Raw genomic sequence first — 24,761 nt, 5'->3', positions numbered from 1 at the left:
GGAGCTATTACTATGTGGTATTTCGCATGGATTCTAGGTGTACTACTTGCTTGTGCATTCGGTATCATCAACGCTCTTTGGTTAGAGCACTCAGAAATGATGGATAAAGACAGTGAGTAATCTCGCTGACAAGGTAGCGAAACTTCACGCACCAATGGACAAGACTCTACTGAGAGTCTTGGCCTTAATCCTCGGCTTTATGCATGTAGGATTGGTGATGTGGGATCCAAACGCATACCATCGAGAAATTGGTGGCTTTAATGCGTTTATCGCACCGGCACTGATTTGGGCAGTCTGCTCAAGCATGGTTTACGGTGTGGGCTTCAAGCCAAGAAATTGGTACTGGCAAGTATTGTTCAGCCCTTATTTCTCACTCGCTATCTTAGTTTATTTAACAGCACTCTATTTCATGTAAGCGTTACACTCTGAAATAAAGTCGGTTATTAAATCATCGAATAAAAAGCCAGACGTCTTGTCTGGCTTTTATTTTTTCTACAAAATTCAAAAATATTCCCTTCGCTCAGTACCAATTACTGCCGCTTCAGTTATAGTAATTGCTTTAAAGAATTGAAAGTACTGGTACTCCCTTGCAAGGCACATCTAATCCCTTCCGCTGGCCGATCACCGTGTATTATGAAGATACCGATGCGGGTGGCGTTGTATATCACTCTAATTATTTAAAATTCTTTGAACGCGCACGCACTGAGATGTTGCGTGCAAAAGGCATTTCTCAACATGTGTTATTGGAACAAAACATTGGCTTTGTTGTCCGACACATGGATATCGATTTCAACCAAGGGGCGAGACTGGACGAGCATTTGACCGTTCTTACCCAAGTGTCAGAAATAAAGCGTGCATCCCTGCAATTCTGTCAAGAGTTAGTCAATGATGAAGGCAAAACATTGTGCAAGACAATTGTTAAGGTAGCATGTATCGATAATAAGAAAATGAAACCAATAGCTATCCCATCTTTTATCAATTCGGAGCTAACAAATAGTGACTGCTGATATTTCCATTTTAGATCTCTTTCTTCAGGCCAGTCTGTTGGTAAAGCTTGTGATGTTGACCCTACTAGGCATGTCAATTGCGTCATGGGCAATGATCATTAAGCGCAGCAAAGTACTGTCTCAAGCATCAAAAGACGCTGAGTCCTTTGAAGACAAATTTTGGTCTGGTACCGATCTTTCACAGCTGTACCAAAAAGTGAAAGCTCGTAAAGACGACATCGGTGGCACAGAAGAAATCTTCTATGCAGGCTTTACCGAATTTGCACGCTTGCGTAAGAGTAACGCAAACTCACCAGCCTACATCATGGAAGGTACAGGGCGTGCAATGCGCGTTTCTGTAGCTCGTGAAGTGGATGAACTAGAAACCAGTTTACCGTTCCTCGCAACGGTCGGTTCTATCAGCCCATACATCGGCCTATTTGGTACGGTATGGGGTATCATGCACGCCTTTATTGCATTGGGTGAAGTGAAACAAGCAACACTATCTATGGTGGCACCCGGTATCGCAGAAGCACTGATCGCAACAGCGATGGGTCTGTTTGCTGCAATCCCTGCGGTAATGGCTTACAACCGTCTAAGCAACAAAGTAAGCAAGCTAGAGCATACATACGCAACTTTCTCTGAAGAATTCCACAGCATCCTGCACCGTCAAGCAATGGCGGGTCGAGACAGCGCGAATAAGGAATAAGGCATGGCGGGTTACCAACCTAAAAAGCGTAAAATGACCGCAGAGATTAACGTTGTACCTTATATCGACGTTATGCTTGTACTGCTGATTATTTTCATGGCGACCGCTCCATTTGTCACTCAAGGTGTGGATGTAGACCTTCCAAAAACCTCTACCGCGGAATCAATGCAAGATCTTGCTGGTGAAACAGACAGTAGCTTCATCATTATTGAAATCGATCGCGATGGTAATTTGGGCCTAAGCGTGAATGATGAAGAGGTTCAACGCGGTCTATCACTACAAGACGTTATTGTTCGTGTGAAAGCAGAGCGGGAAATCAAACCTGATTCTCCGGTTGCAGTAGGGGGTGATGCCGCAACGCCATACGCAGATGTGGTACTTCTGCTTGATGAGCTAAGTCGGGCTGGCATCCCTAAAGTAGGTCTGATGACCGATATCAGGGAATAGACATCGAACATCTATGAAAGACAACAAGAAGAAAACCAAAGAATACACCAAGCCGATAGCAATATCGGTTGGTTTGCATGCGCTTTTGGTCGTAGCGTTACTTTGGGGTACAGATTTCAACATGTCTAAACCCGAGCCGACAGGGCAGATGGTGCAGGCGGTTGTTATTGACCCGAAGCTTGTCCAACAACAAGCCAAAGAAATTCGTCAGCAACGCGAGAAAGCGGCAAAAAAAGAGCAAGATCGTCTTGATAAACTGAGACGTGAAGCTGAGCAGCTGGAAAAGAATCGCAAAGCTGAAGAAGAGCAAATTCGTAAGCTGAAAGAGCAGCAAGCAAAAGATGCAAAAGCCGCTCGCGAAGCGGAGGTCGCTCGTAAAAAGAAAGAGCAAGAACGTAAGGCCGAAGAAGAACGCACTCGTAAAGAGAAAGAGCGGGCAGCAAAGGCCGAACAAGAGCGTAAAGCCAAAGAAGAGGCCGCACGTAAAGCGGAGCAAGAACGTGTAGCGCGCGAGAAAGCGGCGAAAGAAGCCGAAGAGAAAGCGAAACGTGAACGTGAAGCCGCAGCAAAAGCCGAGCAAGAACGCATCGCGAAAGAAAAAGCAGCCAAAGAGGCCGCTGAGCGCGAACGTAAAGCTCGAGAAGCCGCAGAGAAAGCAGAGCGTGAACGCAAAGAGCAAGAAGCGGCGTTGGATGACATTTTTGCTGGTCTAGAAAGTGAATCCGAACTTAACCAAGTAGCGAAGAATCAACATGTTGATTCGGAAGTTGGTCGTTATGCAGCCATCTATAAACAGCTAATCGAAAGTCGAATCATTAAGGATGATTACCTTGTGGGAAAGTCGTGTAGGCTGAATATTAAGCTTGTGCCAACTGGAACAGATGGCGTAGTAAGTGGCGTTTCAGTCATTAGCGGTGATGCTCGATTATGTGGTGCGGCAAAGAGTGCAGTAAACCAAGTTGGCAATTTCCCTATGCCAAAAGACCGCGCAATTATAGATAAAATTCGTGATATTAACTTAACAGTTGATTATTAATTTAAGGAACTGAGACGTGATTAAACGCCTTTTACTAGGAATGTTTGTACTGCTTGGCAGTCTAACGAATGTGGCTCACGCTGCATTAGAGCTGGTGATTACCGATGGTATTGATTCAGCACGACCAATTGCTGTTGTTCCCTTTAAGTGGGAAGGCAGTGAGCCTCTTCCGACTGATATTTCCGCTGTGATTGCTTCTGACTTGCAACGCAGTGGTAAATTCAGCCCGGTACCGACCAGCAAAATGCCACAAACGCCAACCAACGAATCAGAAGTAAACTTTGATGCGTGGACCGGCTTGGGCGTAGATGCATTATTGACCGGTTCAATTAAGAAAAACGAACAAGGTAACTACGTGGTTAACTACCAGTTAGTTGACGTTGTTCGTGGCCAATTAACGAAGGGTCAGAGCAAAGCTCTCGGTGATGACGGAGAACTGGTTCTTTCCAAAGACCACGTGTTGTTTAACAAGGTAGCGACGGTAGAAGGCCCACGCATGCGTGAGTACGCTCACCGAATTGCGGACCTTGTCTACGAGCAATTGACTGGCGAACGCGGCGCATTTATGACTCGTATCGCTTATGTTGTTGTAAACGACAAAGATCGCTTCCCTTACCAGCTGCGTGTTGCTGATTACGATGGTTACAACGAACGTTTAGTACTTCAATCTAAACAGCCACTGATGTCTCCAGCATGGTCTCCTGATGGCCAGAAATTGGCTTACGTGAGTTTCCAGAACGGCCAAGCTGAGATCTTCATTATGAACATCTACACCGGCGAGCGAGAGAAGATTACGTCATACCCTCGTCACAATGGTGCGCCAAGATTTTCGCCTGACGGCAGTCAGTTAGCTTTGGTTCTTTCTAAGACCGGTTCACTTCAGGTTTACACGTTGGATCTGAAAACTCGTAAGCTGACACAAATTACGCGTGGCAGATCAAATAATACAGAACCGTACTGGCACCCTGATGGCAAATCACTGATTTTCACATCTGACAGGGGTGGTAAACCTCAGATTTATCAAGTAGATTTGGGCAGCGGTTCTACTAACCGTTTGACTTGGCAAGGCAGCCAAAACTTAGGTGGTCAAATCACTCCTGATGGTCGATTCCTTGTCATGGTGAATCGCAGTGATTCGGGCTTCAACTTGGCTAAGCAAGATTTGGAAACAGGTGCTCTTCAGGTACTAACAAAAACATTGCTTGATGAGTCTCCGAGCATTGCCCCAAATGGTGGCATGGTTATCTATAGCTCAATCTACAACAAGAAAAACGTACTATCGATGGTGTCAATTGATGGTCGATTTAAAGCTAGATTACCGGCAACAAATGGGCGTGTCAGAGCTCCCGCATGGTCACCGTTTTTGTAGTAATAAAATTGATTAATAAAGGAAAATAAGATGCAACTGAACAAGGTTCTAAAAGGACTGCTAATCGCGATTCCTGTGATGGCAATGACGGCTTGTAGCTCAAGTGATGACGCGGCTTCAAATACGGGTGCAGAAACCAACACTAGCGGTTCTGAAACAACAGTAGTAACGCCAATCGATCCAAACGGTCAATTGACAGAGCAAGAGCTAAAAGAGCAAGCACTACGCGAAACTCAAACTATTTACTTCGCATTTGATAACTCAACAATTGCAGGTGACTACGAAGAGATGCTAGCAGCTCACGCAGCTTACCTAAGCAAGAACCCTGCTCTTAAAGTGACAATCGAAGGTCACGCTGATGAACGTGGTACACCAGAGTACAACATCGCACTAGGCGAGCGTCGTGCTGAAGCAGTATCAAACTACCTACAAGCGCTAAGTGTTCAAGCTGACCAAATCGCAATCGTTAGTTACGGTGAAGAGAAGCCACTTCTTCTAGGTCAATCAGAAGATGTTTACGCTAAAAACCGTCGCGCGGTTCTAGTATACTAATTCGAGGTAAACCTCATGTTCAGTAACACTAAGCGCGCTGTTACGCTTACGTTACTGGCAAGTGCAGCGAACTTCGCGTTCGCTGCACCAGCTCCAGTATCAGATCTCAACAGCACATCATCAGTATCAACTCGATCTTCTTCAGAATCAGATGTCGAGCGTTTAGAGCGCTTGCTGCAAAATCGCAACCGTGTTCAGCTCCAAATGCAAGAGCAAATTGACCAAATGTCACAAGAGATCAGTGATCTACGTGGTCAGTTAGAACGCAATAGCTACGAAATGCAGCAAATGTTAAAGCGTCAACGTGAGTTGTTTGTCGAGCTAGATCGTGTGCGTGGTGAAATGAAAGCTGCGCCAGTAAAAGAAACCAAGCCTGCAGAAACAGGTGGTAAATACACGTCCAACGCTGATGAGCAAACTGCTTATCAAGATGCCGTGGATTTGATCCTTAAGAAACGAGACTACACGGGCGCTATCGCGGCTTTCCAGCAGTTCCAAAAGGATTACCCGAACTCGACTTACTCAGCAAACTCCCACTACTGGCTAGGCCAGTTGTATTTTGCTAAGAAGCAAGACAAAGAAGCAACGAAGAGTTTTGCCGCTGTGGTTTCTTACAAAGATTCTAACAAGCGTGCAGACGCATTGGTTAAGCTAGGCGATATTGCTGAGCGTAACAATAATGCTGCACAAGCGAAGAAATACTATCAGCAAGTTGTCGATGAATATGCCGGCAGTGCGTCAGCGAAAATCGCGAGCGCTAAGCTGAAGTAATAAAACTCATACATTGAGACTAATAAAGGGAGCTTCGGCTCCTTTTTTCTTGTTTGCTCGTTTTACTTCACTGGTTTTTCTTTGCAATAACCCAATTCTATTTAGTCGATAGAATAGTTATTTGCGTCAAAGATATACGGCTAGACTGCTAGAAATTCCCGCTCTGGGTTGGTTTTTGAAAATTAACGAGGTTACAATACTCGGATTAAAGGAAGTTGCGTAGAGCAAGAGCAAGAGCAAGAGCAATGAGCCACATATTAGATAAAATCGAGACAGTTTACCCATTCCCTCCAAAACCAATCCCATTAAGCCAAGAAGAAAAAGCCGATTACATCGAGCGAATCAAAAAGCTGCTTAAAGAGAAAGATGCCGTGCTTATCGCACACTACTACACCGATCCTGAGATCCAAGCATTAGCGGAAGAAACGGGTGGTTTTGTTGGTGATTCGTTAGAGATGGCGAAATTTGGTAACCGTCACCCAGCAAGCACATTGATCATTGGTGGTGTTCGCTTTATGGGCGAATCTGCAAAGATCTTAACACCAGAAAAACGCATTCTAATGCCAACACTAGAAGCGGAATGTTCACTTGACCTTGGCTGCCCAGCGGACAAGTTTAGCGAGTTTTGCGACGCTCACCCTGACCATACGGTCGTGGTATACGCAAACACTTCTGCGGCGGTTAAAGCACGCGCTGATTGGGTTGTAACGTCTAGTATTGCACTGGAAATCGTTGAACACCTAGACGCAGAAGATAAGCCAATCATTTGGGGCCCAGACCGTCACCTAGGTTCTTACATCGCAAACAAGACTGGCGCAGATATGCTGTTGTGGCAAGGTGAGTGCGTAGTTCATGACGAGTTCTCTGCGGACGCACTGCGTAAGATGAAGAACGTATACTCGGATGCGGCAATCCTAGTGCACCCAGAATCACCAGCTAGCGTGGTTGAGCTGGCTGATGCGGTTGGTTCTACGAGTCAGCTTATCAAAGCAGCGAAAGAGCTACCTCATCAGAAAATGATTGTTGCAACCGATAAAGGCATCTTCTTTAAAATGCAACAACTGGTGCCAGAGAAAGAACTGATTGAAGCACCCACTGCTGGTGCAGGTGCGACTTGTCGCAGTTGTGCACACTGTCCTTGGATGGCAATGAACGGTCTTGAAGCGATTGAAAAAGCATTGAATGAAGGTGGTGAAGAACACGAAATCTTCGTTGATGAAGCGTTGCGTGTGAAATCACTCATCCCATTGAACCGCATGCTAGACTTTGCTGAACAACTGAATATGCAAGTGAAAGGGAACACATAGTCGTTCTGTCTGCCCAGACATCAGTTTGTTAAGACAAATCTCAAAAACCAGCCGAATTTGGCTGGTTTTTTTGTTTCTTACAATCAATGAGTTAGTATTTACTTATAGTAATCAGAAAGGAATCGGAAACTTATGGCTGTATGGCTAGTACTGAAAAAGTGGCTGAGCACCCATCTTTTCAAATTAAGCAACCGAAACCTTCTCGTCATTAGCGGTAGCTACATTGGTATTTCTTGGCTGTTGCTGGCTCTCGCGGGGGAGCATGCACTTACCGACAGTTTCTCTAACTTCATTTATTACCTGATGGTGACTGCGTCGACGGTTGGTTATGGTGATCATTCACCAACGACGGATGCAGGGAAATGGGTCGTGGTTCTGTTTATCATTCCTGGTGGCTTGAGCTTGTTTGCGGCCATTTTGGGGCGTGTTGCAGGCGGTGCAATCGATTATTGGCGAGCGGGTATATTAGGTAAACGGAGAGTAAGAGTGGAAAACCATATCGTATTGTTGGGGTGGAATGGCGCAAGGACCATGCAACTTATTCGTATGTTGCAGCATGAAGAAGCGGGTAAGCGTCCCATTGTGTTATGTAGCCGTTCTGATATAGAGAATCCGCTACCGGGTGAGATCGGTTTCATCAAGGTGAACAGTTACACCGATGCACAAGAGATGAAAAACGCCAACATCACCAGCGCCAACTGTATCATTGTTGATAATCTCACCGATGACATTACCCTCTCGGCCGCCTTGTATTGTGCCTCTGTGAATCCTGATGCACACTTGCTTGCCTACTTTAAAGATGATGCTTTAGGTAGATTGTTGAGCCAGCATTGCCCTAAAGCGGAGTGTATACCTGCCGTAGGTGCTGAGATGCTGGCGAAAGCAGCCGTGGACCCCGGTTCAAGTGCTCTACACCAAGAGTTATTAGCTTCTACTCGAGGTATGACGCAATACTCGGTGATTTACCCTGAAGATCAGGCGACAACCAGTGTCGAAAAGGTGTTCAGCTTCATTAAAAAGCATCATCAGGCCACATTGATCGCCTTCGATCTTGGCAATGGCATTGAGCTAAACCCTGAGCTCGAAGCAGAAGTGCCACCAAATACCAAGCTGTTCTACATTGCAGATGAGCGCATTGATAATTTTGCATGGAACGACATGAATAAGGACAAATAATGCACATGATTGCTGACCTGTTGGCAGGTTTTCCCAATTTTCTTCTCTACTTTTCCGTCTCGATTGTCTTCGTGCTGGCGTTTAAATTCGTCTACGTAAAACTGACGCCATACGATGAATGGCACCTAATCAAAGAAGAAAAAAACACCGCAGCAGCAGTCGCACTGAGTGGTGCTTTTCTTGGTTACTGCTTAGCCATTGCTGGAGCGGCAACGAACTCAGTCAATATTGTTGATTTTATGGTGTGGGGCGTTGTTGCCATGTTGGCTCAAATCATTGCTTTTGGCATTGTGCGATTCATTCTATTGCCTAAAGTCTCTGAGCGTATCGAGAACGACGAAGTGCCCGCAGGTATTGTACTCGCGGGAGTCTCTATCTCTGTCGGTGTACTTAACGCAGCTTGCATGACTTACTAGGAGGGGCGATGAAACGCAGTTCCAACGTAAAACGATCTTCGATGGATAAAAGCTTCAAAGTTGGGCGAATCATCCCGTTTGTCGCTTTCGGTGGCATTTTCTTTCTGGCGACTCAAGAGTCAGAAACAGAAGGCTATATCTATGTTGATGCGGATGAATGCAAATCAGACGCGCCAGAATTCAGCGAACAATGTGAAATAGCGTACCAAGAAGCGATGGCGAGAGCAGAAGAAAACGCACCGCGCTATAACAACGAGTTTGAGTGTGAAGACGATTTCTATGAAGACGATTGTTATTACAGCTCACGTCACCGCTCGTATGTCCCGTTTGTTGGTGGCTACTTCTTTAGCCGCGCAGTGAGTGGCTTGAGTGGTTACAACAAGAGTTACTACTCAGAGCCGATGTATCGCTACAAGTCGAAGTATTACAACGGTGCAGGGCAGTTCTATGGTTCTTACCGTAACCAATCAACTAAAGTCGCAACCAGCAACTTAAATAAACGAGGTGGTGGCACGATAGGGCGCGCCATGTCCCGAGGTGGCTTTGGTAAAGCAGTCTCTGTTGGTCGAGGCGGTTAACAGCATTTATGTTTCGAAGAGAAATACAAGAAAGAGAAAACTGGCGTGATTTAGCACGCCAGTTTGGTTTTGGGTTTCATTCTATGTACGACCAACCTTATTGGGATGAGAGTGCGTACTATCAATTCACATTAGAGCAAATTGAACGAGATATAGAAGCGCCAACGGAGGAGCTTCATCAAATGTGCCTTGAAGTTGTGGATGAGGTGATTCGAAGTGAGCAGTTACTGACCCAATGCACGATTCCGGAATCCATGTGGTCTCAGGTTGCTTCTTCTTGGCGAAGTAGAGAGCCGTCGCTTTATTCTCGGTTGGACTTTGCTTACAACGGTTCATCACCCGCAAAGCTTTTGGAAAACAACGCCGATACCCCCACATCTTTATTTGAAACGGGTTTTTGGCAGTGGGTGTGGTTAGAAGATGTCGTGAACAAAGGGCGTATCCATCAACGAGCCGATCAATTCAACATCTTGCAAGATTTCTTGATTGAACGTTTTGCGGAAATCGCCAAATTGCAGCCAGGGCAAACGCTTCATTTCAGTTGTTGTAAATACACAGAAGAAGACAAAGGCACGGTTCAATATTTAGAAGACTGCGCTCGAGAAGCAGGACTGTCGACCGCGTTCGTCTACGTCGAAGATATTGGCGTAACGGAAGAAGGGCGTTTCGTCGATGCCGATGGCCGAGCGATTCGATGGATGTTTAAACTCTATCCATGGGAATTTATGTTTGAAGAGGAATACAGCCAATACTTGGCAACGGCGAGCGTGAACTGGTTAGAGCCGATGTGGAAATCTGTTCTGTCTAACAAAGCACTGCTTCCTTTGTTGTGGCAACGCTTTCCAAACCATCCTAATTTACTGCCGGCGTATTTTGCCAATGATCCAAAAGCGGACCTTTTGAAAGACTACGTCATCAAACCACTGTTTTCTCGCGAAGGCGCGAATATAGAGATTGTGAAGAATGGACAGCGTTTAGTGAAAACCCCAGGTCCCTATGAGTCGGCTCATAACATTGTTCAGCAGTACTACCCGTTACCCAAATTTGGTTCTAGTCATACTTTAATTGGCAGTTGGTTAGTAAACGATAAAGCTGCGGGTATCTCTATTCGTGAAGACAGCAGTTTAGTTACCCAAGATATGGCGCGTTATATTCCCCATGTCATTCTAGATTGATCAAAAAAGCTCTCCGACTTGGAGAGCTTTTTCATTTAGTGTATTCAACAGAGCAGAGAATCTTACTCTTCTTCTGCCAGCATGACACCACGCTGAGTCAAGCCGCCAAGCATCATTGGCATTGCATTGAAGATTTCTTCAAATTGCTCAAGACCTTCCATGCCTTGTTCTGCCAGTGTTGCTATTGTTGTTTCTGGATCGTACAGCATCGTCAGAGAAAGCAGAACGCCGCCCAGTAACGCGCTGTCTTCGCTATCTTCTGGCATTAGGGTTTCCCAATCATCACGAGTCAACTGCCAACCCTGAAGGACACCTTCACAGAAATCACGCGTGTTTGCTGACACGATATCTTGATCATCCAACTCACAGCCTTCTGGCCATTGCCACGTGCCTTCTAGAAGCGCTGGACGAGTTTGGTTCCACATTTGAACAATCTCATCAATGTACTGTTCTAGTTGCTCGCCGTCTGTGAAGGGTGCTGTTTCTTCACCGCCCCATAGGAATGGCAGCCACTCTTGAGGGTTCAGCACGTTTGGCGCAGAAGCCATTGCCGTTACGAAGCCTTGAGTTTTCGCTAGGTTTAGTAGTTTTCCATCAAGTTCTGGAAGAGAAAGGATGTCTTGTAGTTTCAAAATAGAATACCATTTGTTAATGGGCTGGTTGGTTGCGCTCATATTACCAATCAATTAGTGATAAATCGATATTAGGGAATGATTCGGCTACATCTATGGAAATTCGCTCGTCACTCAGAAAAAAAAGCATTCTCGCCCTAACACTTTATTTGTGCTTCTTCATTGCTACGATTGGCTCTGTTGTGTATCTCGTTGTTGAGCCACCAGTTCGAAGCAAACTCGAACGTAATCTCGATTTGCGTACGCAGTTGTTGGCGTCTCAAATAGAAGAGCCGCTGACCAGCTCAGTTGGTCTGCTTAATAGTCTGGTAGGACTAGGGCAAACGCCTGAGCAGAGCATCTCCTTACAAAAGACGATTCCTCAACTCCTTCATGTGAGTGACGACATCATTGTCAGTGGTGGCCTATGGCCGAAGCCAACCCTAGACGGTGCTCGTTGGCAATACACAAGCTTATTCTTCAATAAGAATGAAACGGGTGGGTTGGATCAGATCCACTCATACAACAATCCTGAATCTGGCGGTTACGACAACGAACCTTGGTATCAATCTGTGGCCAATGCGCCTCCAGGAACCGTCACTTGGTCTGGCGTGTACATCGATACTTTCACTCAGGTTCAAATGATTACGGCGTCTGCACCCTATTATGAAGATGGGCTATTTGCTGGCGTGGCAACAGTGGATCTCTCTTTAGAAGCTTTATTCCAATTTATTCGAGAGCATACAAATCAATATTCTTTAGGGGTGGTTATCCGTGACGCTGATTCGCAAGTCGTGATTGAGCACAATTTCCAACTCAGCAAAGACATTTACATCAGCCAATTAGACTTCGGAGCGTTCAATTGGCAGATGGACGTTGTTAACGCAAAGGTAAAAGTTGCCGATCAAGTGTTTGAACAAGTCATGAGTGTAGAGCGAGGTATTATTCCATTCTTATTGCTCTGTGTGCTGGTCGGATATTACTTGCTAAATCGATACATCGTTGAACCGATAGTGCGAATCGCTCAAAAAGTCGATGATTCTAAGACCGGAGGCATCATCGATATTGCTTATGATAGTGAGGATGAAATCGGCCACTTGGTGACTAAGTTTAACGAAAAAACCGTTTATTTAGAGCAAGAGAGGGTGAAGGCTCAGGCGTCTACCAATGCGAAAACTGCTTTTCTCGCCACACTCTCTCATGAGATCAGAACACCGATGAATGGTGTGCTAGGCACCGCGCAAATCTTGTTAAAGACGCCACTTACTGATGAGCAAAGGAAGCACCTCAATACCTTGTATGATTCTGGCGATCATATGATGACGTTGCTTAACGAGATCCTCGATTACTCCAAAATAGAGCAAGGTCATATCGAGCTTGATAACACCCCATTTCCTATCGAGTCCATTCTCGGCAGTATTAACAGTGTTTACCACACACTTTGTGCTGAAAAGGGCTTACAGTTCCGAGTGGTCTCAAATGTTCCACAAGGGCGATGGTACAACAACGATAAAGCACGCCTTCGCCAAGTACTGTTTAACCTTCTTAATAATGCCGTGAAATTTACGGATCGCGGTTTTGTTGAAGTTGAGTTGGAAGAACAGATACAGAGCGATCACGCTAAGCTTATTATCACCGTCAAAGACTCTGGAATTGGCATTCATCCCGATGCGCAAAAACGAATTTTCCGACCGTTTGAGCAAGCCGAATCTTCAACGATGCGTCGATTTGGTGGAACGGGTTTAGGGCTAGCGATTGTTAAGCAGATCTCTGAACACATGAAAGGTGGCATTAGCGTTCAAAGCCAAGAATGTATTGGCACCAAGTTTGTGGTGGAACTGGAGCTCAATCCGTGTGAAGCGGGTGTTTCGGAATCGACCAACACACATAAGCTTGATTGCCAAGGATTACACGCTCTGATCGTCGAAGACAATCGAACCAATACCATCATTATGGAAACCTTTTTACGAGCCAAAGGCTTTACGTGTGTGTGTGTGGAGAATGGACAGCAAGCGGTCGAGCAGGTCGCCAAGCAAGAGTTCGATTTGGTCTTAATGGACAACCATATGCCAGTACTCGATGGGGTAGGGGCAATCGCTGTGATTCGTTCTATGGACTCGCCTGCAAAATCTGTGTTGATCTTCGGTTGTACAGCCGATGTATTTAAAGAGACACAAGAGCGGATGCTCGATGTTGGTGCCAACCACATTATTGCTAAACCTATTGTTGAGTCTGAGTTGGATGATGCCTTGTATCGCCATTCTTCAATCCTCTACCAATATCAAAATAAGCAGGGAGACGAGCCAGCGAAGCCGCGTAATGTAGAGGCATTGCTTTTGAATTTTTACATGGCGTTAGATGATGGTAACTTAGAACAAGCGATGACAACGCTCGCTCATATTTTTGACAGTGTTCAACCGAGCGTCACGCAGGAGTTAAGAGGCGTGATCGAACGTATTGAAAGTCACTTGATCAACGCATTATCTCCTGAACAAGAAGACATCGATCAGCTCACCATTTTATTGGCAGATCAATAACCTCACTCATAAAGAGGAAGCCGCTTGAACAGAGGTTCGAGTTGCTTCTTCTGTCCTTGTCCATTCATAAAATCTCACAAACTTCGCATTTACTCTGAAAATCCTTCTCCAACTAGCATAAGCCGATCTTTTTGAAATTCGCTTACCAGATATTCGTCTGGTTTTTTGTGTTTTAGCGCGAGCTAAGTTGTTCGTTGGTAAGTAAATTACGTTTTTTAACTTCATTTTAGGTCCTTTAACGGTGCTTTTTACTGGTTTTGGTGAAAGGTGCTACTTTTGGGCTTAAAGTTGGTTATTAATTTACAACTGGGATTTTAAAACGGAATCATAAACTAGAAATATTATGCTCTAATAGCGTCATTAACTGCTATGTGGTTTTAAATGCAGTAAATCATTTTATAGATGTCGTTTTTAATAGTGTTTGATTTTAGAGGTTGTAAATGAAGTCTCGTGGACCATTTTGTATTCGTAACGCCGCAGCGGATACTTTTGCTATGGTGGTTTTTTGTTTTATCACAGGGATGATCATTGAGATTTTGATCTCGGGTATGACGTTCGAGCAGTCTTTGGCATCGCGTACGTTGTCTATTCCGGTCAACATCGCAATTGCATGGCCTTATGGCATGTTCCGTGACTGGGTATTGCGCCAAGGCAACAAGCTTTCACCTTCATCTTTCATGAAGAACGTATCTGATTTGGTGGCGTACGTATTGTTCCAATCTCCAGTCTACGCAGGCATTTTGTTAGCCGTAGGCGCATCTACTGACCAAATCATCACGGCAGTAGCGAGTAACGCAGTTGTGTCTTGTGGTATGGGGGTACTTTACGGTTACTTCCTCGATCAGTGCCGCCGCTGGTTCCGAGTACCTGGCTACTATCAAGAAGCATAATTGCCCCTGTTTTATGCAATTTAGCTAGATAGTGAGCAAACAAACGCAAAAGGGCGCTTTTTTTCGTGTTTAGCCTTGACCATCAGGCACATAATCATTAAATTAGCGCCTCGTTGGTTAACGATACCAACCAAAATTTGATTCGGTGAGTTGTCCGAGTGGCTGAAGGAGCACGCCTGGAAAGTGTGTATACGGCAACGTATCGAGAGTTCGAATCTCTCACTCACCGCCACATTCATGAAAAAAGACGTCCTAGGACGTCTTTTTTTATATCAAAATCAAATTCTTACCTCTCAATAAGGTCCACATCTCTCAACAAAATCCAGCGCCTAGACGTATAAGGGCATGTATAGTTAACTTATCCCTGCCGGCACCGTTATACATTTTCGTTAAAAAGTTACAGTACGCTTCAGCAGATCGAAAGATATCCTCTTCTCGGTAACTGTATGGATGAAAAAGCTTTTTCATGAAAAATGTATATCAACTCTAAAGCCAGATTTGGCTTCCAAAAATCTATACATTTTTGATTAGAAGTGAGGGTGTTATGCGCACAAAATTGACTGCGAAAGGCGTCGAAAAAGCAAAGGTTGCAAATGGAAAAACGATGCAACGTTTTCACGATGGCCAAGGTTTATATTTGTCGGTTCGTAAGTCCGGAACAAAAGCGTGGGAATTGAGATTTACCAAACTCGATGGTCGAGGGTCGAATTTAGGGTTAGGTAAATATCCAGAGGTAAGTCTACTCGAAGCAAGAAAGCTAGCAGCAGAATTTCGCAAATTGAGAGCGCAGGGAAAAGATCTCGCAGTCGAACACAAAAAAAAGAAGTTAGAAGTAAAACGTCAAGCCTGCAACACGGTAAGAAAAATCGGAGATTTGTGGTTAGAAACTGCGGCTAGTCGAGTGGCCAAGAAAACGGCTGAGGGTTACCGAAAAAAACTAAACTTACATATCTATCCCAAGCTAGGTGACGTTCCAGTCAAAGAGATTAGAGCTTCAATGTGGATTGATGCAATGCGACCTCTTGAGAGAAAAGGTAAGTTAGAAACCGTTGTTCGGACTACTGCTCTATTTCGTCGCATCATGAACTTTGCTGTAAATAATGATTATATCCACAATAATCCTATTGGCTCTATGAGAGATGTGTTTAAAAAGCCTAAGAGAGGCAACTTCGCTTGTATTGATATTAAAGAGCTTCCTACTCTGCTGACGATGGTCGTTCAATCGACCATGCGACCTGCAAACAAGTTATTGTTTGAGTTTCAGCTACATACATTGACCCGTTCCAATGAATCAACAGGAGCTAGGTGGGAAGAGTTTTCTTTCGAGGAAAAAGTTTGGTATCTGCCAGCTGAGAGGGCGAAGAATAGGCTGATGCACAAAATACCAATGACACCAGAGGTGATCTCGATACTAAAAGCCGCTAAGAGCCTTAGTCGCGGTAGTGAATATGTTTTTCCTTCCAGAACTTCATTAAAAAAGCCAGTTCATAGCGAAACGATCAATGCAGCGTTTAAGCGCTTGGGCTTGTCGGGGAAGATGACATCTCATGGTACTCGATCTCTGGGAAGTACGATTCTATATGAAAGGACGGATTTCGAATCTGTCGTGATTGAGGCTTTGCTATCACATACGGATCGAGATGGGGTTCGTGATGCCTATAATCGGAATAAGTTCTTTGAGAAGAGAAGAGCGACGTTAGAGTGGTGGAGTAAGCATATTGTTGGATTAACGAATGGCCTGTCTAGCTACTCGACAATAGAATTGTAGTGAAGTTAGTTTGTTAAATGAAGGTAAATGCATGTCTAGAGGTTAGCTTGTGGTTGGTTAGACGGATGATAGTTTAACTCTCTATAGGTGGTTTCCAATCACGCGGAGTAGAGAAAACATATTCGTCTATCATCTCGACATGTATCGTGTGGAATTGTCGTAAGAAGAAATGAGGAGAGTGGTACTCTCGGACCTATGAGACATGAGATAACAAAGAAAATATACTATTAATCCAATTAGATACTATTGTTTTATAAGCAGGTGATCGTCTAGTTGGGTAAACAATAATGAAAAAAAGCACAAAGGCTCTACCGATACATATACACCTTACGGTGATAATCCTTTTCATTGTTGTTATCGCATCAGGCGTTCAAATCTTTGTTACGAATAAAGGTCTCTCCACACTTATTTTAGAAGCAAACAGTAAGCTGTTTGATCGTATTGAGCTTGAGACAAGGTATAAACTTAATAGCCATTACAGTACTGCTTTCTCTGCGTTAAGTTCTTTTGCTCACAATGACAATGATCAAACAATGACTCTTGGCGAGAGAGAACGGTTATTGCCAAAGATCATTTACCTCCTAGAACAGTTCCCACACATCATTTCCTATTCTTTCTACTATCCTTCTGGTGATTTTTTTAGAGTTATTCACCTCGAAAATAAAACGGTACGCCAGAACTTAGCGATTGACCCAAATACTCGATACTTACTTATACAAAAGAAAGGTGGAGCACTGTATACGAAGGGGCTTGATAGTGAATTTCTAGAAATTCATTCTGTAGACTTAGATGTTGCTCCGTTATTAAGCAATACACCAAACTGGGAAAGTTTGGTTGCCAATAGTTCGAACAAGGTATCTAAGCCGATACATATTTTGGGTAAAGACTCGCTCGGTATAACGGTTTTTAGGAGGAGTCCTGGCGGCACAGTTGTTACTGCAGGAGTGTTATTGGAAGACTTGCAGTCCTCTTTAAAGGACACTCTATCGACTAATTCATCGTTGAGAGCTTTGTATAACGATGAGGGAGATATTTATGCCATGATTGCAAATCAAGGTGTGGATGAGCCCCAAAATCCTGCCATAGATGATTTGAAAAGCGATATGCTTCTAAAGCTATTAGATGAAGACAAAGAGCAGAGCGAAGGAGTATTGGGGGAGTTTGAATTTGATGGAGAGAGTTGGCTTGGGAAGGTTGTCACAATTAAGCCGTTGAACAGTGAGCATATTCATCTGTTAATGGCGACCAAGACTGCAGATTTGTTTGACACTGGTTTACTCATCAAAAAACAAACGATTTATGCATCTCTCCTGCTCCTTATTTTAATGTTGCCAGTTATTTATGTGGTATCCACATATATTTCTAAGCCCATTCAACGAGTAACAAAAAGAGCGTTAGAAATAGAACGCTTTAGGTTTGATGATACCTCTTTGGGCGATAGTGTTATTCGAGAAATTCATGAACTCAATCATGCTCAAATGTCGACGCAAGAAACGATCAAGCAGTTTATTTCTCTAACAAACAACATTGCGAGACAAGAAAACCTGAACGAGATGCTTAGTTTAGTGTGTCGAGATACTGCTCACGCTGTTGGCGCCAATGGCGTATTTCTCTACTTGTTAGATGTTGAGGCAAAAAGCTTAGTTCCAAAGTTCATCTGGTGGGAAGGTATTGAAGATGACAAGTTACAAGCTAAGAATGTGCCAGTATCAGATGCAAGTCGTTTTATTCAAGAGATATTTATTGCAAAGAAACCTGCTATTTTCAATGTCAACGAGCTTCCTCGAATTGATCTTCAATGGGATAAGGGAAACAACGGAGAAATTATTTGTATACCGCTTTCATCACGTTCAGGAGAGGTCATCGGTTCTTTTGGTGTTTTGTATGAGAATGGTAGAGCCGAAGAACATTATGAACAGTATGCTGACTACCTAAAAACGTTGTTAGGTTTTACGTCAGTGACCATAGAAACACACAATATGCTTGATGACCAAAAAGCATTGCTAGACTCATTTATTCAAGTATTTGCAGGCTCTCTAGACAAAAAGTCGCCATATACAGGGAATCACTGTCAAAGAGTTCCAATCATTACGCAGTGGTTAACACAAGCCGCACATGAGTCGGAAGGCGAGGCGTTCAATCACTTTAAGCTTAATGCAAAACAGTGGGACGAACTAAAGATGGCGAGTTGGCTGCATGACTGCGGTAAAATAACGACCCCAGAGCATATTGTTGATAAAGCAACAAAGCTTGAAACTATTTATGATCGTATTCATGAGATTCGGATGCGTTTTGAAGTTCTGAAAAGAGAAAGCGAACTCGATTTACTCAAGCAAAATAACGTCCAATTACCAGACGAATATTATGAACAATTGGCTCAACGCCATGCCGAAATTGACAAGGACTTTGAATTCATCGCTAACCTCAACCTTGGCAGTGAATTTGTTGACGATGAAGCGCTCAGACGTTTAGAAGAGATAGCTGCTAAAACATGGACACGGACCCTAAGTAAAACTATGGGCATCTCATGGGTTGAAAAACAACGTTTCGAAGAGGATGTTGAACTTCCTGCTATTGAACCACTGTTAAGTGACCGCCCAGAACATCTGATTCCTTGGGATTTTCCTCCAACTAATGAAGCACGATTTACGCTTAAGTCTACAACGTACCAAGCTAATTTAGGAGAGGTATATAACTTATCGATTCAACGGGGAACCTTAACGAGTGAGGAAAGGTTCATCATCAACGACCATATCATTCAAACCATCCAAATCCTTGAGTCTCTCCCTTTCCCTAAGCATATGCGCAATGTATCTAAAATTGCTGGGGGACATCATGAAAAAATCGATGGAACAGGCTACCCGGTGGGGCTCAAAGGAGAGGATATGCCGTTAACAGCTAAAATTATGGCTATTGCGGATGTGTTTGAAGCACTAACCAGTGCGGACCGACCATATAAGCAAGCAAAATCATTGTCAGAATCGATTCGAATCATGAGCTTCATGGTGGAAGACAACCATTTAGACAAGGATCTGTTTGAGTTATTCCTTACGTCAGGTGTCTATAAACGATTTGCTGAAGAGTTTATGGATTCTAGTCAAATTGATGCTGTAGAGATACAACGATACGTTCGAAATTAGTCTAGTGATTAAACGAGTGTTTTTATTTTAAATTCAGCTTGTTACCTTGCGCAACATGAAACTATGTACCAATCTTATTTCATAAGCATGGATAAGGATTGTGTATGCGTGTAACGTCAGTAAAAAACAAAGGGGTAGTAAGAAAAGTCTTACTGCCTTCTTTACTTATTAACCTCTTGTCATTAGCCGTTCCATTAACGGTTCTCCAGATCTACGATCGTATTCTCCCCAATCAAAGCTATGGTACGGCCACGCTGCTTTTAGTCGGGGCGACACTAGCCGTAGCGATGGAAGCACTCATACGTTTTGTTCGTACATGGCTCTTGTCTGCGGCGGCCAGCAATACAGAAAAAGCGACTTACCAAACTTTGGTTGAAAGGGTCACGACTGCATCATCAAGCCACCTTCGTAAGCTCGGTGTGGGTGGTGTCGAAGAGGGACTAGGATCGGTATCCAAAGTTAAGGATTGGTATTCTGGTGGCATAATTTCTGGTTTTATCGATTTGCCTTTTGCATTGATCTTTCTCGGGCTGGTGGCTTATATCGGCGGTGAGCTAGTGGCGATACCTTTGGCAGTTTGGCTCATTACGCTTGGTATTGTTTGGCTGTCCTCTATCCGCGTGAAAAGTTTAAGTGAAGAAGCGTCTAAAGATGAGAAGGAGAGAAAAGCCTTCTTGATTCTTCTTAGCCAAACCATTCAGGGTATTAAACGTCAGGCTGTAGAATCTCGAATTTTTAACCAGTTTAAATCGCTCAATAATGTCCGGTCTCAATCCAGGGCCAAAGAAGAAGAACAGAACGCCTTCGCTCAAGAGTGTATTCAGCTTGCTGCACTCGCGACTTCTGTTCTGTTGGTGATTACCGGGAGCTTGTGGGTATTGGATGGTCAATTAACCACGGGTGGGTTAGCAGCATGCTCCATCTTATCGGGTAGAGCTGTGGCGCCTCTGAGTGCTCTGGTTGGGGTTCGAATCAAGCTTAATTCAATCCATAGTGCTAATCAGGCAATAGAAAAGTTAGGAGACTTATCACTGTCTGAGTCTGCCAGTTCTGAGCTTAGTATCTCTGACTTTGAGACTTTAGAAATCAAGCAAGCTACCGTTGAAAGATATGGTGAATTCGCTAGGGCGGATGTGACGCTAAATAAAGGCGAACTGGTGCTGTTAGAGAGTGAAGATCGCCACACCAATAGTCACTTGCTGTCTTCGATTGCAGGGATTGATGATTTAGCCGCGGGTGAGTGCTTCATTAATGGTGAAGCCGTTTCTATTGCATCTGTTGCTCAAGCTACAGCTTACTGCGGGGTTAAAGGGCAGTTAGTCTCAGGTACGATTCTGGATAATTTGTGTGGATTTGATCCTGAGAGAACACAAAGCGCCAATGATTACGCTGTGCGCTTAGGATTAACCAAAGAAATTACCCGTTTACCTGATGGGTTAGAAACACAAATTGGTCATACGAGTGCTTCTTTGTTGAGTATGGGCAACATTAAGATGCTCAATATTGCGACTCAATTGGCGAGTGACAAGCCCGTTATCATGCTAGAGAGACCAGACTCCTCGCTAGACCTCAATGCTCTCGGTAACCTGCTTAAGGTGTTGGAAGAAGAAGTCTTGGCAGGGCGCACTATATTGGTGGTGAGCTATCATGCAAAACTTCGCGAACTAGCGAGTCGAACAATTACAGTAGAAAACGGTTCGATTGCCGAAGACAGTACTAATCAGCAGGAGGTCATTGCATGAATCGTTTAGATACTAGTCGCCATGGCGAAACAGACGGTCAACATGAGCCGATGAACCGACTGGAAACTGAAAGCCTTTCTGTGCTCAAAGAGTTGGAAGTTAATGCGAATATCCAACTGTTCGCTCGCCAATGGGTTGATGAGAACGGCATTGAATCGATTGATGATATGTTTGCCCTGTTTGATAGGCTTGCATTGCCATATCGCTTGGTTGCCAACCTAGATGAAGTAGGCGATCACAAATTAGTTCTACTGGTTCTCGGTGAAAATGAATTGGTTTCTGGTCACTTGGAGTCAAAACAGTTTGTTGCCGTTGATGGTAATGAAGACGTTTCAGACATTCCTCAATTTTGCATTGTGATTGAAGGGGCTCCATTGGAGAAGGCTTCTCCGGATTGGGTTGGTGAACGGTTACATGCTTTTCGTCCTATCATTCCTAAATTGCTCTTAGTCAGCTTTATCACCAATTTATTTGCTCTCGCAGTGCCATTCATCACGATGTCGATCTATGACCATGTTATTGGTGGCGATGCTGGGCACGAACTGCAAGGTATCGCTATTGGTGCCGCCTTGTTGTTTGTGATGATGGGCTGGTTAAGAACATTGCGTAGTCGAGTGTTTGCTTCTGTGTCTAACCGAGTCAGCCGCGAGATATCTCAATCCCTTGTGCAGCGACTATTAAGAAATAGTTATGCTCAAAACCAGCAAACGGCCTCGTCTAGTCAACAGAACCAAGTGATGTTATCTGAGCGTATTTCAGGTGTGTTATCAGGACCGCTCGGTAATGCGTTGTTTGATTTGCCTTTCATTGCCATTTTTGTCCTTGCGATAGGTGTGCTAGGTGGCTGGCTGGTATTGGTTCCAATTGTCTCTTTGGTTCTGTATTACCTGTTAGCTAAGCGCTCGATACGTTCGAGTAGTAAGCGCTCAATGCAATCGACGGTAGCGGGCACTAATCGTCAAAATATGACTAATGAGTTGTCGTCCAAGCTTGCCTTTATTCGCAGTGCTGGGTTTTCAGAGCACTGGATCCAACGTTTCCAAAAGGCCAATCTGCTTGCCTCTACAGTGACGTTCAATCAATCGGTTCTCCAAAGTCGATACACCTCGATTTATTACTTTATCGGAGTGGGCTCAACATTGGCTGTTATGGGCTTAGGAATTGGACTTATTTTCGAACAAGTGATGACGCCCGGTGGCTTGATTGCATCAATGATGTTGATTTCCAAAGTGACTGGGCCTGCGCAGGTGTTGGCAAACAGTGCTATGCGTTTTAATAGCTTTAATCAATCTAAGCTGCAGGTAAATGGTATTCTGTCTCAGCCGTCTGAACGTGAATTCAGTTACCAGCATCATCCATTGCCAACGGTTGCTCCGAACTTGAAGTTAGATCAAGTGACTCTCCGTTACCCTAAACAGAGTCGCCCTGCATTGAATGGGGTAAGTTTTGATGTTGAAGCGGGCGATGTTGTGGCGATTACAGGCCCTTCAGGTAGTGGTAAATCGACATTAATTGAAGTGTTGTCTGGTTTACAGCCTATCCAAAACGGTATGGTCGAGCTTGAAGGCGTTAACCTCGTTCAATACGACCCACAGCTCTATCGTCACTGGTGTTTCATTCGCGCAGCATACCCCGACTTACTAACCTTGAGTATTCGTGAGTGGTTGAGCGATGGGCATAAAGTTGAAGAGCAGAAAATGATATCAGCCATTGATATGGTTGGCGGCAAGCGATGGTTCTCCACGTTACCAGATGGGTTGGATACCTCTATCAGCAGCATCCAACCGGATAGCCTGTTTGACATGTTGTCAGGCACTGTCGCTCAGATCCTTATTGACGCGAAAGCTTTGGTTTATGACTACCCGATGTTCCTAATGGATAATCCGGTGCCTGATGGCCATCCCAATGCTAAACGTGTATTCGGTGAGTTCTTGGCGATGAAGAAAGGAAAAGCAACGGTGATCTATACGTCGCATGATCCTGATTTGATTAAGCTCGCTGATAAAGTCGTGGTGTTAGACGAGGGTGCTGTGGTTTATGCAGGTCCTCTCGAGCAGCCATCAGAGTCTCAAGAGCAGCAGTTATCTGACACACAAGAATTACCAAAGCAAAAAGTAGAGTCAAAGCAAGGAGTCGCTAATGGCTAAAAAATCTATCGAGACTGGCAAGCGTTACGGCGAGCTTGTTGAATCACAAAATACAGCTCGAACATTGGCGCTGGCGACATGGTCAGTTGCCTTGTGTGTTATCGCTTTTGTCACTTGGTCTGTGGTCACTCAAGTGGATGAAATCGCAAAGGCAAAGGGTGCGGTGATTCCTGAAGGGGAAAAGCAAGTATTACAAAGTGCCATTGGCGGTAAGTTAAAGCAAATTCTTGTTAAAGAAGGGCAATTGGTAGAGAAAGGTCAGCCACTTGTTGAATTTGACGCGACCTTCCAGCGCACGGCTCTCGAAGAGTTGAAATCTCAACAAGTAACCTTGCTTGCGAGTATCGAACGTATGAACGCGTTACTGGATAACCGTGAGCCGAATTTTGGGGAGTTTGAAATTGATTTCCCGGAGATCGTTAGCCAACAAAAAGCTCAGTTAAATGCTCAAAAAGGGCTCTACTATCAAAAACGCATTGTGCTGGAAAAGGACAGTGAGCAGATAGCAGAGCAGCTTCGTGTTGTAGAAAAATCTCTACCTAGCTACGACAAAGAGCTAAGTGCCACTAAGCAAGAATTGAACATCTTGGAAAAAGGCTATAAGGCCGGGAACATCTCTCGTTTACGTGTACTTGAAATGCGCCAAAAGTTGGCGAGCATAGAGCAGAAAATTGAAGAAGCTCGAGGTAAGAAGTCGGTTCTGATTAAGCAGGCAGACAGCAATGAGCAAAAAATTGAGCAACTTCTTGCGGAGGCCAAAGCAAAAGTCAGTGACGATCGATCCAAAGCAGTATCAGATTTGTCTGCACTTAACGCTCGGGTGCGTTCAAGCCAAGCGAAATTGACGAACACTATGTTAGTGTCACCGCTACAAGGATTGGTACAAAGCCTGCCAAGTACGCAAAACGGTGGCGTTATTCAACCAGGCGGAACCGTGGTAGAGATTGTTCCTGTCGGCGGTAAAGCCGATTTTAAAGCTCGCTTATCTCCGAGGGATATTGGTTTTGTGAACGTGGGTCAGCCAACTCGAATCAAGATTGATGCGTTTGATTACAGCCGTTTTGGTGCTTTAAAAGGGGAGGTTGAGAGTATTTCACCGACCACAAGCCAAAGTGAACGAGGTGAAATCTATTATGAAGTGGTGGTGTCTGTGGAAACGCCATACTTTCGTGATAACCCTGAAAGCTTTTCCATTCTTCCCGGCATGACAGGTGAGGTAGACATCACGACGGGCGAGAAGTCGGTGTTTCAATACCTTTGGAAGCCGATCTATACCAATATCAGTGTTGCATTTGGAGAAAGGTAACTCGAAGAATTACAACCATTCTTTGTTCAGAACGATACAAGAAACAATCATTAAAAAGGGAGCACATAGCGTGCTCCCTTTTGTTTTCGTCATTAATG

22 protein-coding genes and 1 tRNA gene are annotated in these 24,761 nt (G+C 44.3%); 22 read left to right on the top strand and 1 reads right to left on the bottom strand.

Annotation, left to right across the window (positions count from 1 at the left end; translation table 11 throughout):
* Positions 1-12: 12 nt before the first annotated feature.
* The 14 genes from cydX (at position 13) to BCT11_RS12250 (ending at position 10,522) form a co-directional block, all read left to right on the top strand.
* On the top strand, positions 13-120 hold the full coding sequence (cydX, locus tag BCT11_RS12315; RefSeq protein WP_000270284.1) for a cytochrome bd-I oxidase subunit CydX: 108 nt from the start codon (positions 13-15) through the stop codon (positions 118-120).
* Complete coding sequence (gene ybgE, locus BCT11_RS12310) at positions 113-415, top strand: cyd operon protein YbgE (protein ID WP_039975247.1); 303 nt, start codon at positions 113-115, stop codon at positions 413-415. Before cydX ends, ybgE begins: the two co-directional genes overlap by 8 nt.
* A 172-nt stretch (positions 416-587) precedes the next feature.
* Positions 588-1,007: a tol-pal system-associated acyl-CoA thioesterase gene (gene ybgC, locus BCT11_RS12305; protein WP_102388441.1), complete on the top strand. Its 420-nt coding sequence runs from the start codon at positions 588-590 to the stop codon at positions 1,005-1,007.
* Entirely contained in the window at positions 997-1,695 is a 699-nt protein-coding gene (gene tolQ, locus BCT11_RS12300; RefSeq protein WP_038866810.1) for a protein TolQ, read from the top strand. Before ybgC ends, tolQ begins: the two co-directional genes overlap by 11 nt.
* A 3-nt stretch (positions 1,696-1,698) precedes the next feature.
* Entirely contained in the window at positions 1,699-2,142 is a 444-nt protein-coding gene (gene tolR / locus BCT11_RS12295) for a protein TolR (RefSeq protein ID WP_038866811.1), read from the top strand.
* A gap of 13 nt (positions 2,143-2,155) precedes the next feature.
* On the top strand, positions 2,156-3,178 hold the full coding sequence (gene tolA / locus BCT11_RS12290; protein ID WP_102388440.1) for a cell envelope integrity protein TolA: 1,023 nt from the start codon (positions 2,156-2,158) through the stop codon (positions 3,176-3,178).
* A 16-nt stretch (positions 3,179-3,194) separates the two neighbouring features.
* On the top strand, positions 3,195-4,547 hold the full coding sequence (gene tolB / locus BCT11_RS12285) for a Tol-Pal system beta propeller repeat protein TolB (protein WP_080869721.1): 1,353 nt from the start codon (positions 3,195-3,197) through the stop codon (positions 4,545-4,547).
* Between the two features lie 30 nt (positions 4,548-4,577).
* Complete coding sequence (gene pal / locus BCT11_RS12280) at positions 4,578-5,099, top strand: peptidoglycan-associated lipoprotein Pal (RefSeq protein WP_102388439.1); 522 nt, start codon at positions 4,578-4,580, stop codon at positions 5,097-5,099.
* 15 nt (positions 5,100-5,114) lie between these two features.
* Positions 5,115-5,870, top strand: coding sequence for a tol-pal system protein YbgF (gene ybgF / locus BCT11_RS12275; protein ID WP_038866815.1), 756 nt, complete (start codon positions 5,115-5,117; stop codon positions 5,868-5,870).
* Between the two features lie 245 nt (positions 5,871-6,115).
* Positions 6,116-7,177: a quinolinate synthase NadA gene (nadA, locus tag BCT11_RS12270; RefSeq protein WP_102388438.1), complete on the top strand. Its 1,062-nt coding sequence runs from the start codon at positions 6,116-6,118 to the stop codon at positions 7,175-7,177.
* 132 nt (positions 7,178-7,309) lie between these two features.
* Positions 7,310-8,353, top strand: coding sequence for an ion channel (locus BCT11_RS12265; RefSeq protein ID WP_102388437.1), 1,044 nt, complete (start codon positions 7,310-7,312; stop codon positions 8,351-8,353).
* Positions 8,353-8,769 (top strand): DUF350 domain-containing protein, encoded by a 417-nt coding sequence (locus BCT11_RS12260; protein WP_038866820.1) that lies wholly within the window; start codon positions 8,353-8,355, stop codon positions 8,767-8,769. Before BCT11_RS12265 ends, BCT11_RS12260 begins: the two co-directional genes overlap by 1 nt.
* 8 nt (positions 8,770-8,777) lie before the next feature.
* On the top strand, positions 8,778-9,347 hold the full coding sequence (locus BCT11_RS12255) for a DUF1190 domain-containing protein (RefSeq protein ID WP_038866823.1): 570 nt from the start codon (positions 8,778-8,780) through the stop codon (positions 9,345-9,347).
* An 8-nt stretch (positions 9,348-9,355) separates the two neighbouring features.
* Entirely contained in the window at positions 9,356-10,522 is a 1,167-nt protein-coding gene (locus BCT11_RS12250; protein WP_102388436.1) for a glutathionylspermidine synthase family protein, read from the top strand.
* A gap of 62 nt (positions 10,523-10,584) precedes the next feature.
* Here the strand turns inward: BCT11_RS12250 and BCT11_RS12245 are convergent, their stop codons facing one another.
* Positions 10,585-11,196, bottom strand: a complete 612-nt coding sequence (locus BCT11_RS12245) for a YecA family protein (RefSeq protein ID WP_102388435.1) — start codon at positions 11,194-11,196, stop codon at positions 10,585-10,587.
* Positions 11,197-11,249: 53 nt separating this feature from the next.
* Between BCT11_RS12245 and BCT11_RS12240 the strand changes: the two genes are divergently transcribed.
* The 8 genes from BCT11_RS12240 (at position 11,250) to BCT11_RS12205 (ending at position 24,663) form a co-directional block, all read left to right on the top strand.
* Complete coding sequence (locus tag BCT11_RS12240) at positions 11,250-13,670, top strand: hybrid sensor histidine kinase/response regulator (protein WP_102388434.1); 2,421 nt, start codon at positions 11,250-11,252, stop codon at positions 13,668-13,670.
* A gap of 440 nt (positions 13,671-14,110) precedes the next feature.
* Entirely contained in the window at positions 14,111-14,560 is a 450-nt protein-coding gene (locus tag BCT11_RS12235; RefSeq protein WP_005441741.1) for an L-alanine exporter AlaE, read from the top strand.
* A gap of 144 nt (positions 14,561-14,704) precedes the next feature.
* Positions 14,705-14,792, top strand: a tRNA-Ser gene (locus BCT11_RS12230).
* Between the two features lie 312 nt (positions 14,793-15,104).
* Positions 15,105-16,328 carry an integrase arm-type DNA-binding domain-containing protein gene (locus tag BCT11_RS12225; RefSeq protein WP_102388433.1) on the top strand — a complete coding sequence of 408 codons (1,224 nt, stop codon included), beginning with the start codon at positions 15,105-15,107 and terminating at the stop codon, positions 16,326-16,328.
* A gap of 287 nt (positions 16,329-16,615) precedes the next feature.
* A complete protein-coding gene (locus tag BCT11_RS12220) occupies positions 16,616-19,468 on the top strand; it encodes an HD domain-containing phosphohydrolase (protein ID WP_102388432.1) in 2,853 nt (950 codons plus the stop codon).
* A 104-nt stretch (positions 19,469-19,572) separates the two neighbouring features.
* Positions 19,573-21,210, top strand: coding sequence for an ABC transporter transmembrane domain-containing protein (locus BCT11_RS12215; RefSeq protein WP_102388431.1), 1,638 nt, complete (start codon positions 19,573-19,575; stop codon positions 21,208-21,210).
* Positions 21,207-23,357 carry an ABC transporter transmembrane domain-containing protein gene (locus BCT11_RS12210; RefSeq protein ID WP_102388430.1) on the top strand — a complete coding sequence of 717 codons (2,151 nt, stop codon included), beginning with the start codon at positions 21,207-21,209 and terminating at the stop codon, positions 23,355-23,357. Before BCT11_RS12215 ends, BCT11_RS12210 begins: the two co-directional genes overlap by 4 nt.
* Entirely contained in the window at positions 23,350-24,663 is a 1,314-nt protein-coding gene (locus tag BCT11_RS12205; protein ID WP_039975270.1) for an HlyD family type I secretion periplasmic adaptor subunit, read from the top strand. Before BCT11_RS12210 ends, BCT11_RS12205 begins: the two co-directional genes overlap by 8 nt.
* Positions 24,664-24,761 lie beyond the last annotated feature (98 nt).

The organism is Vibrio sp. 10N.222.52.B12 (assembly GCF_002875385.1).
In the GTDB taxonomy this organism is placed as follows: Bacteria; Pseudomonadota; Gammaproteobacteria; order Enterobacterales; family Vibrionaceae; genus Vibrio; species Vibrio jasicida.
This window is presented reverse-complemented; position numbering and strand designations above follow the sequence as displayed.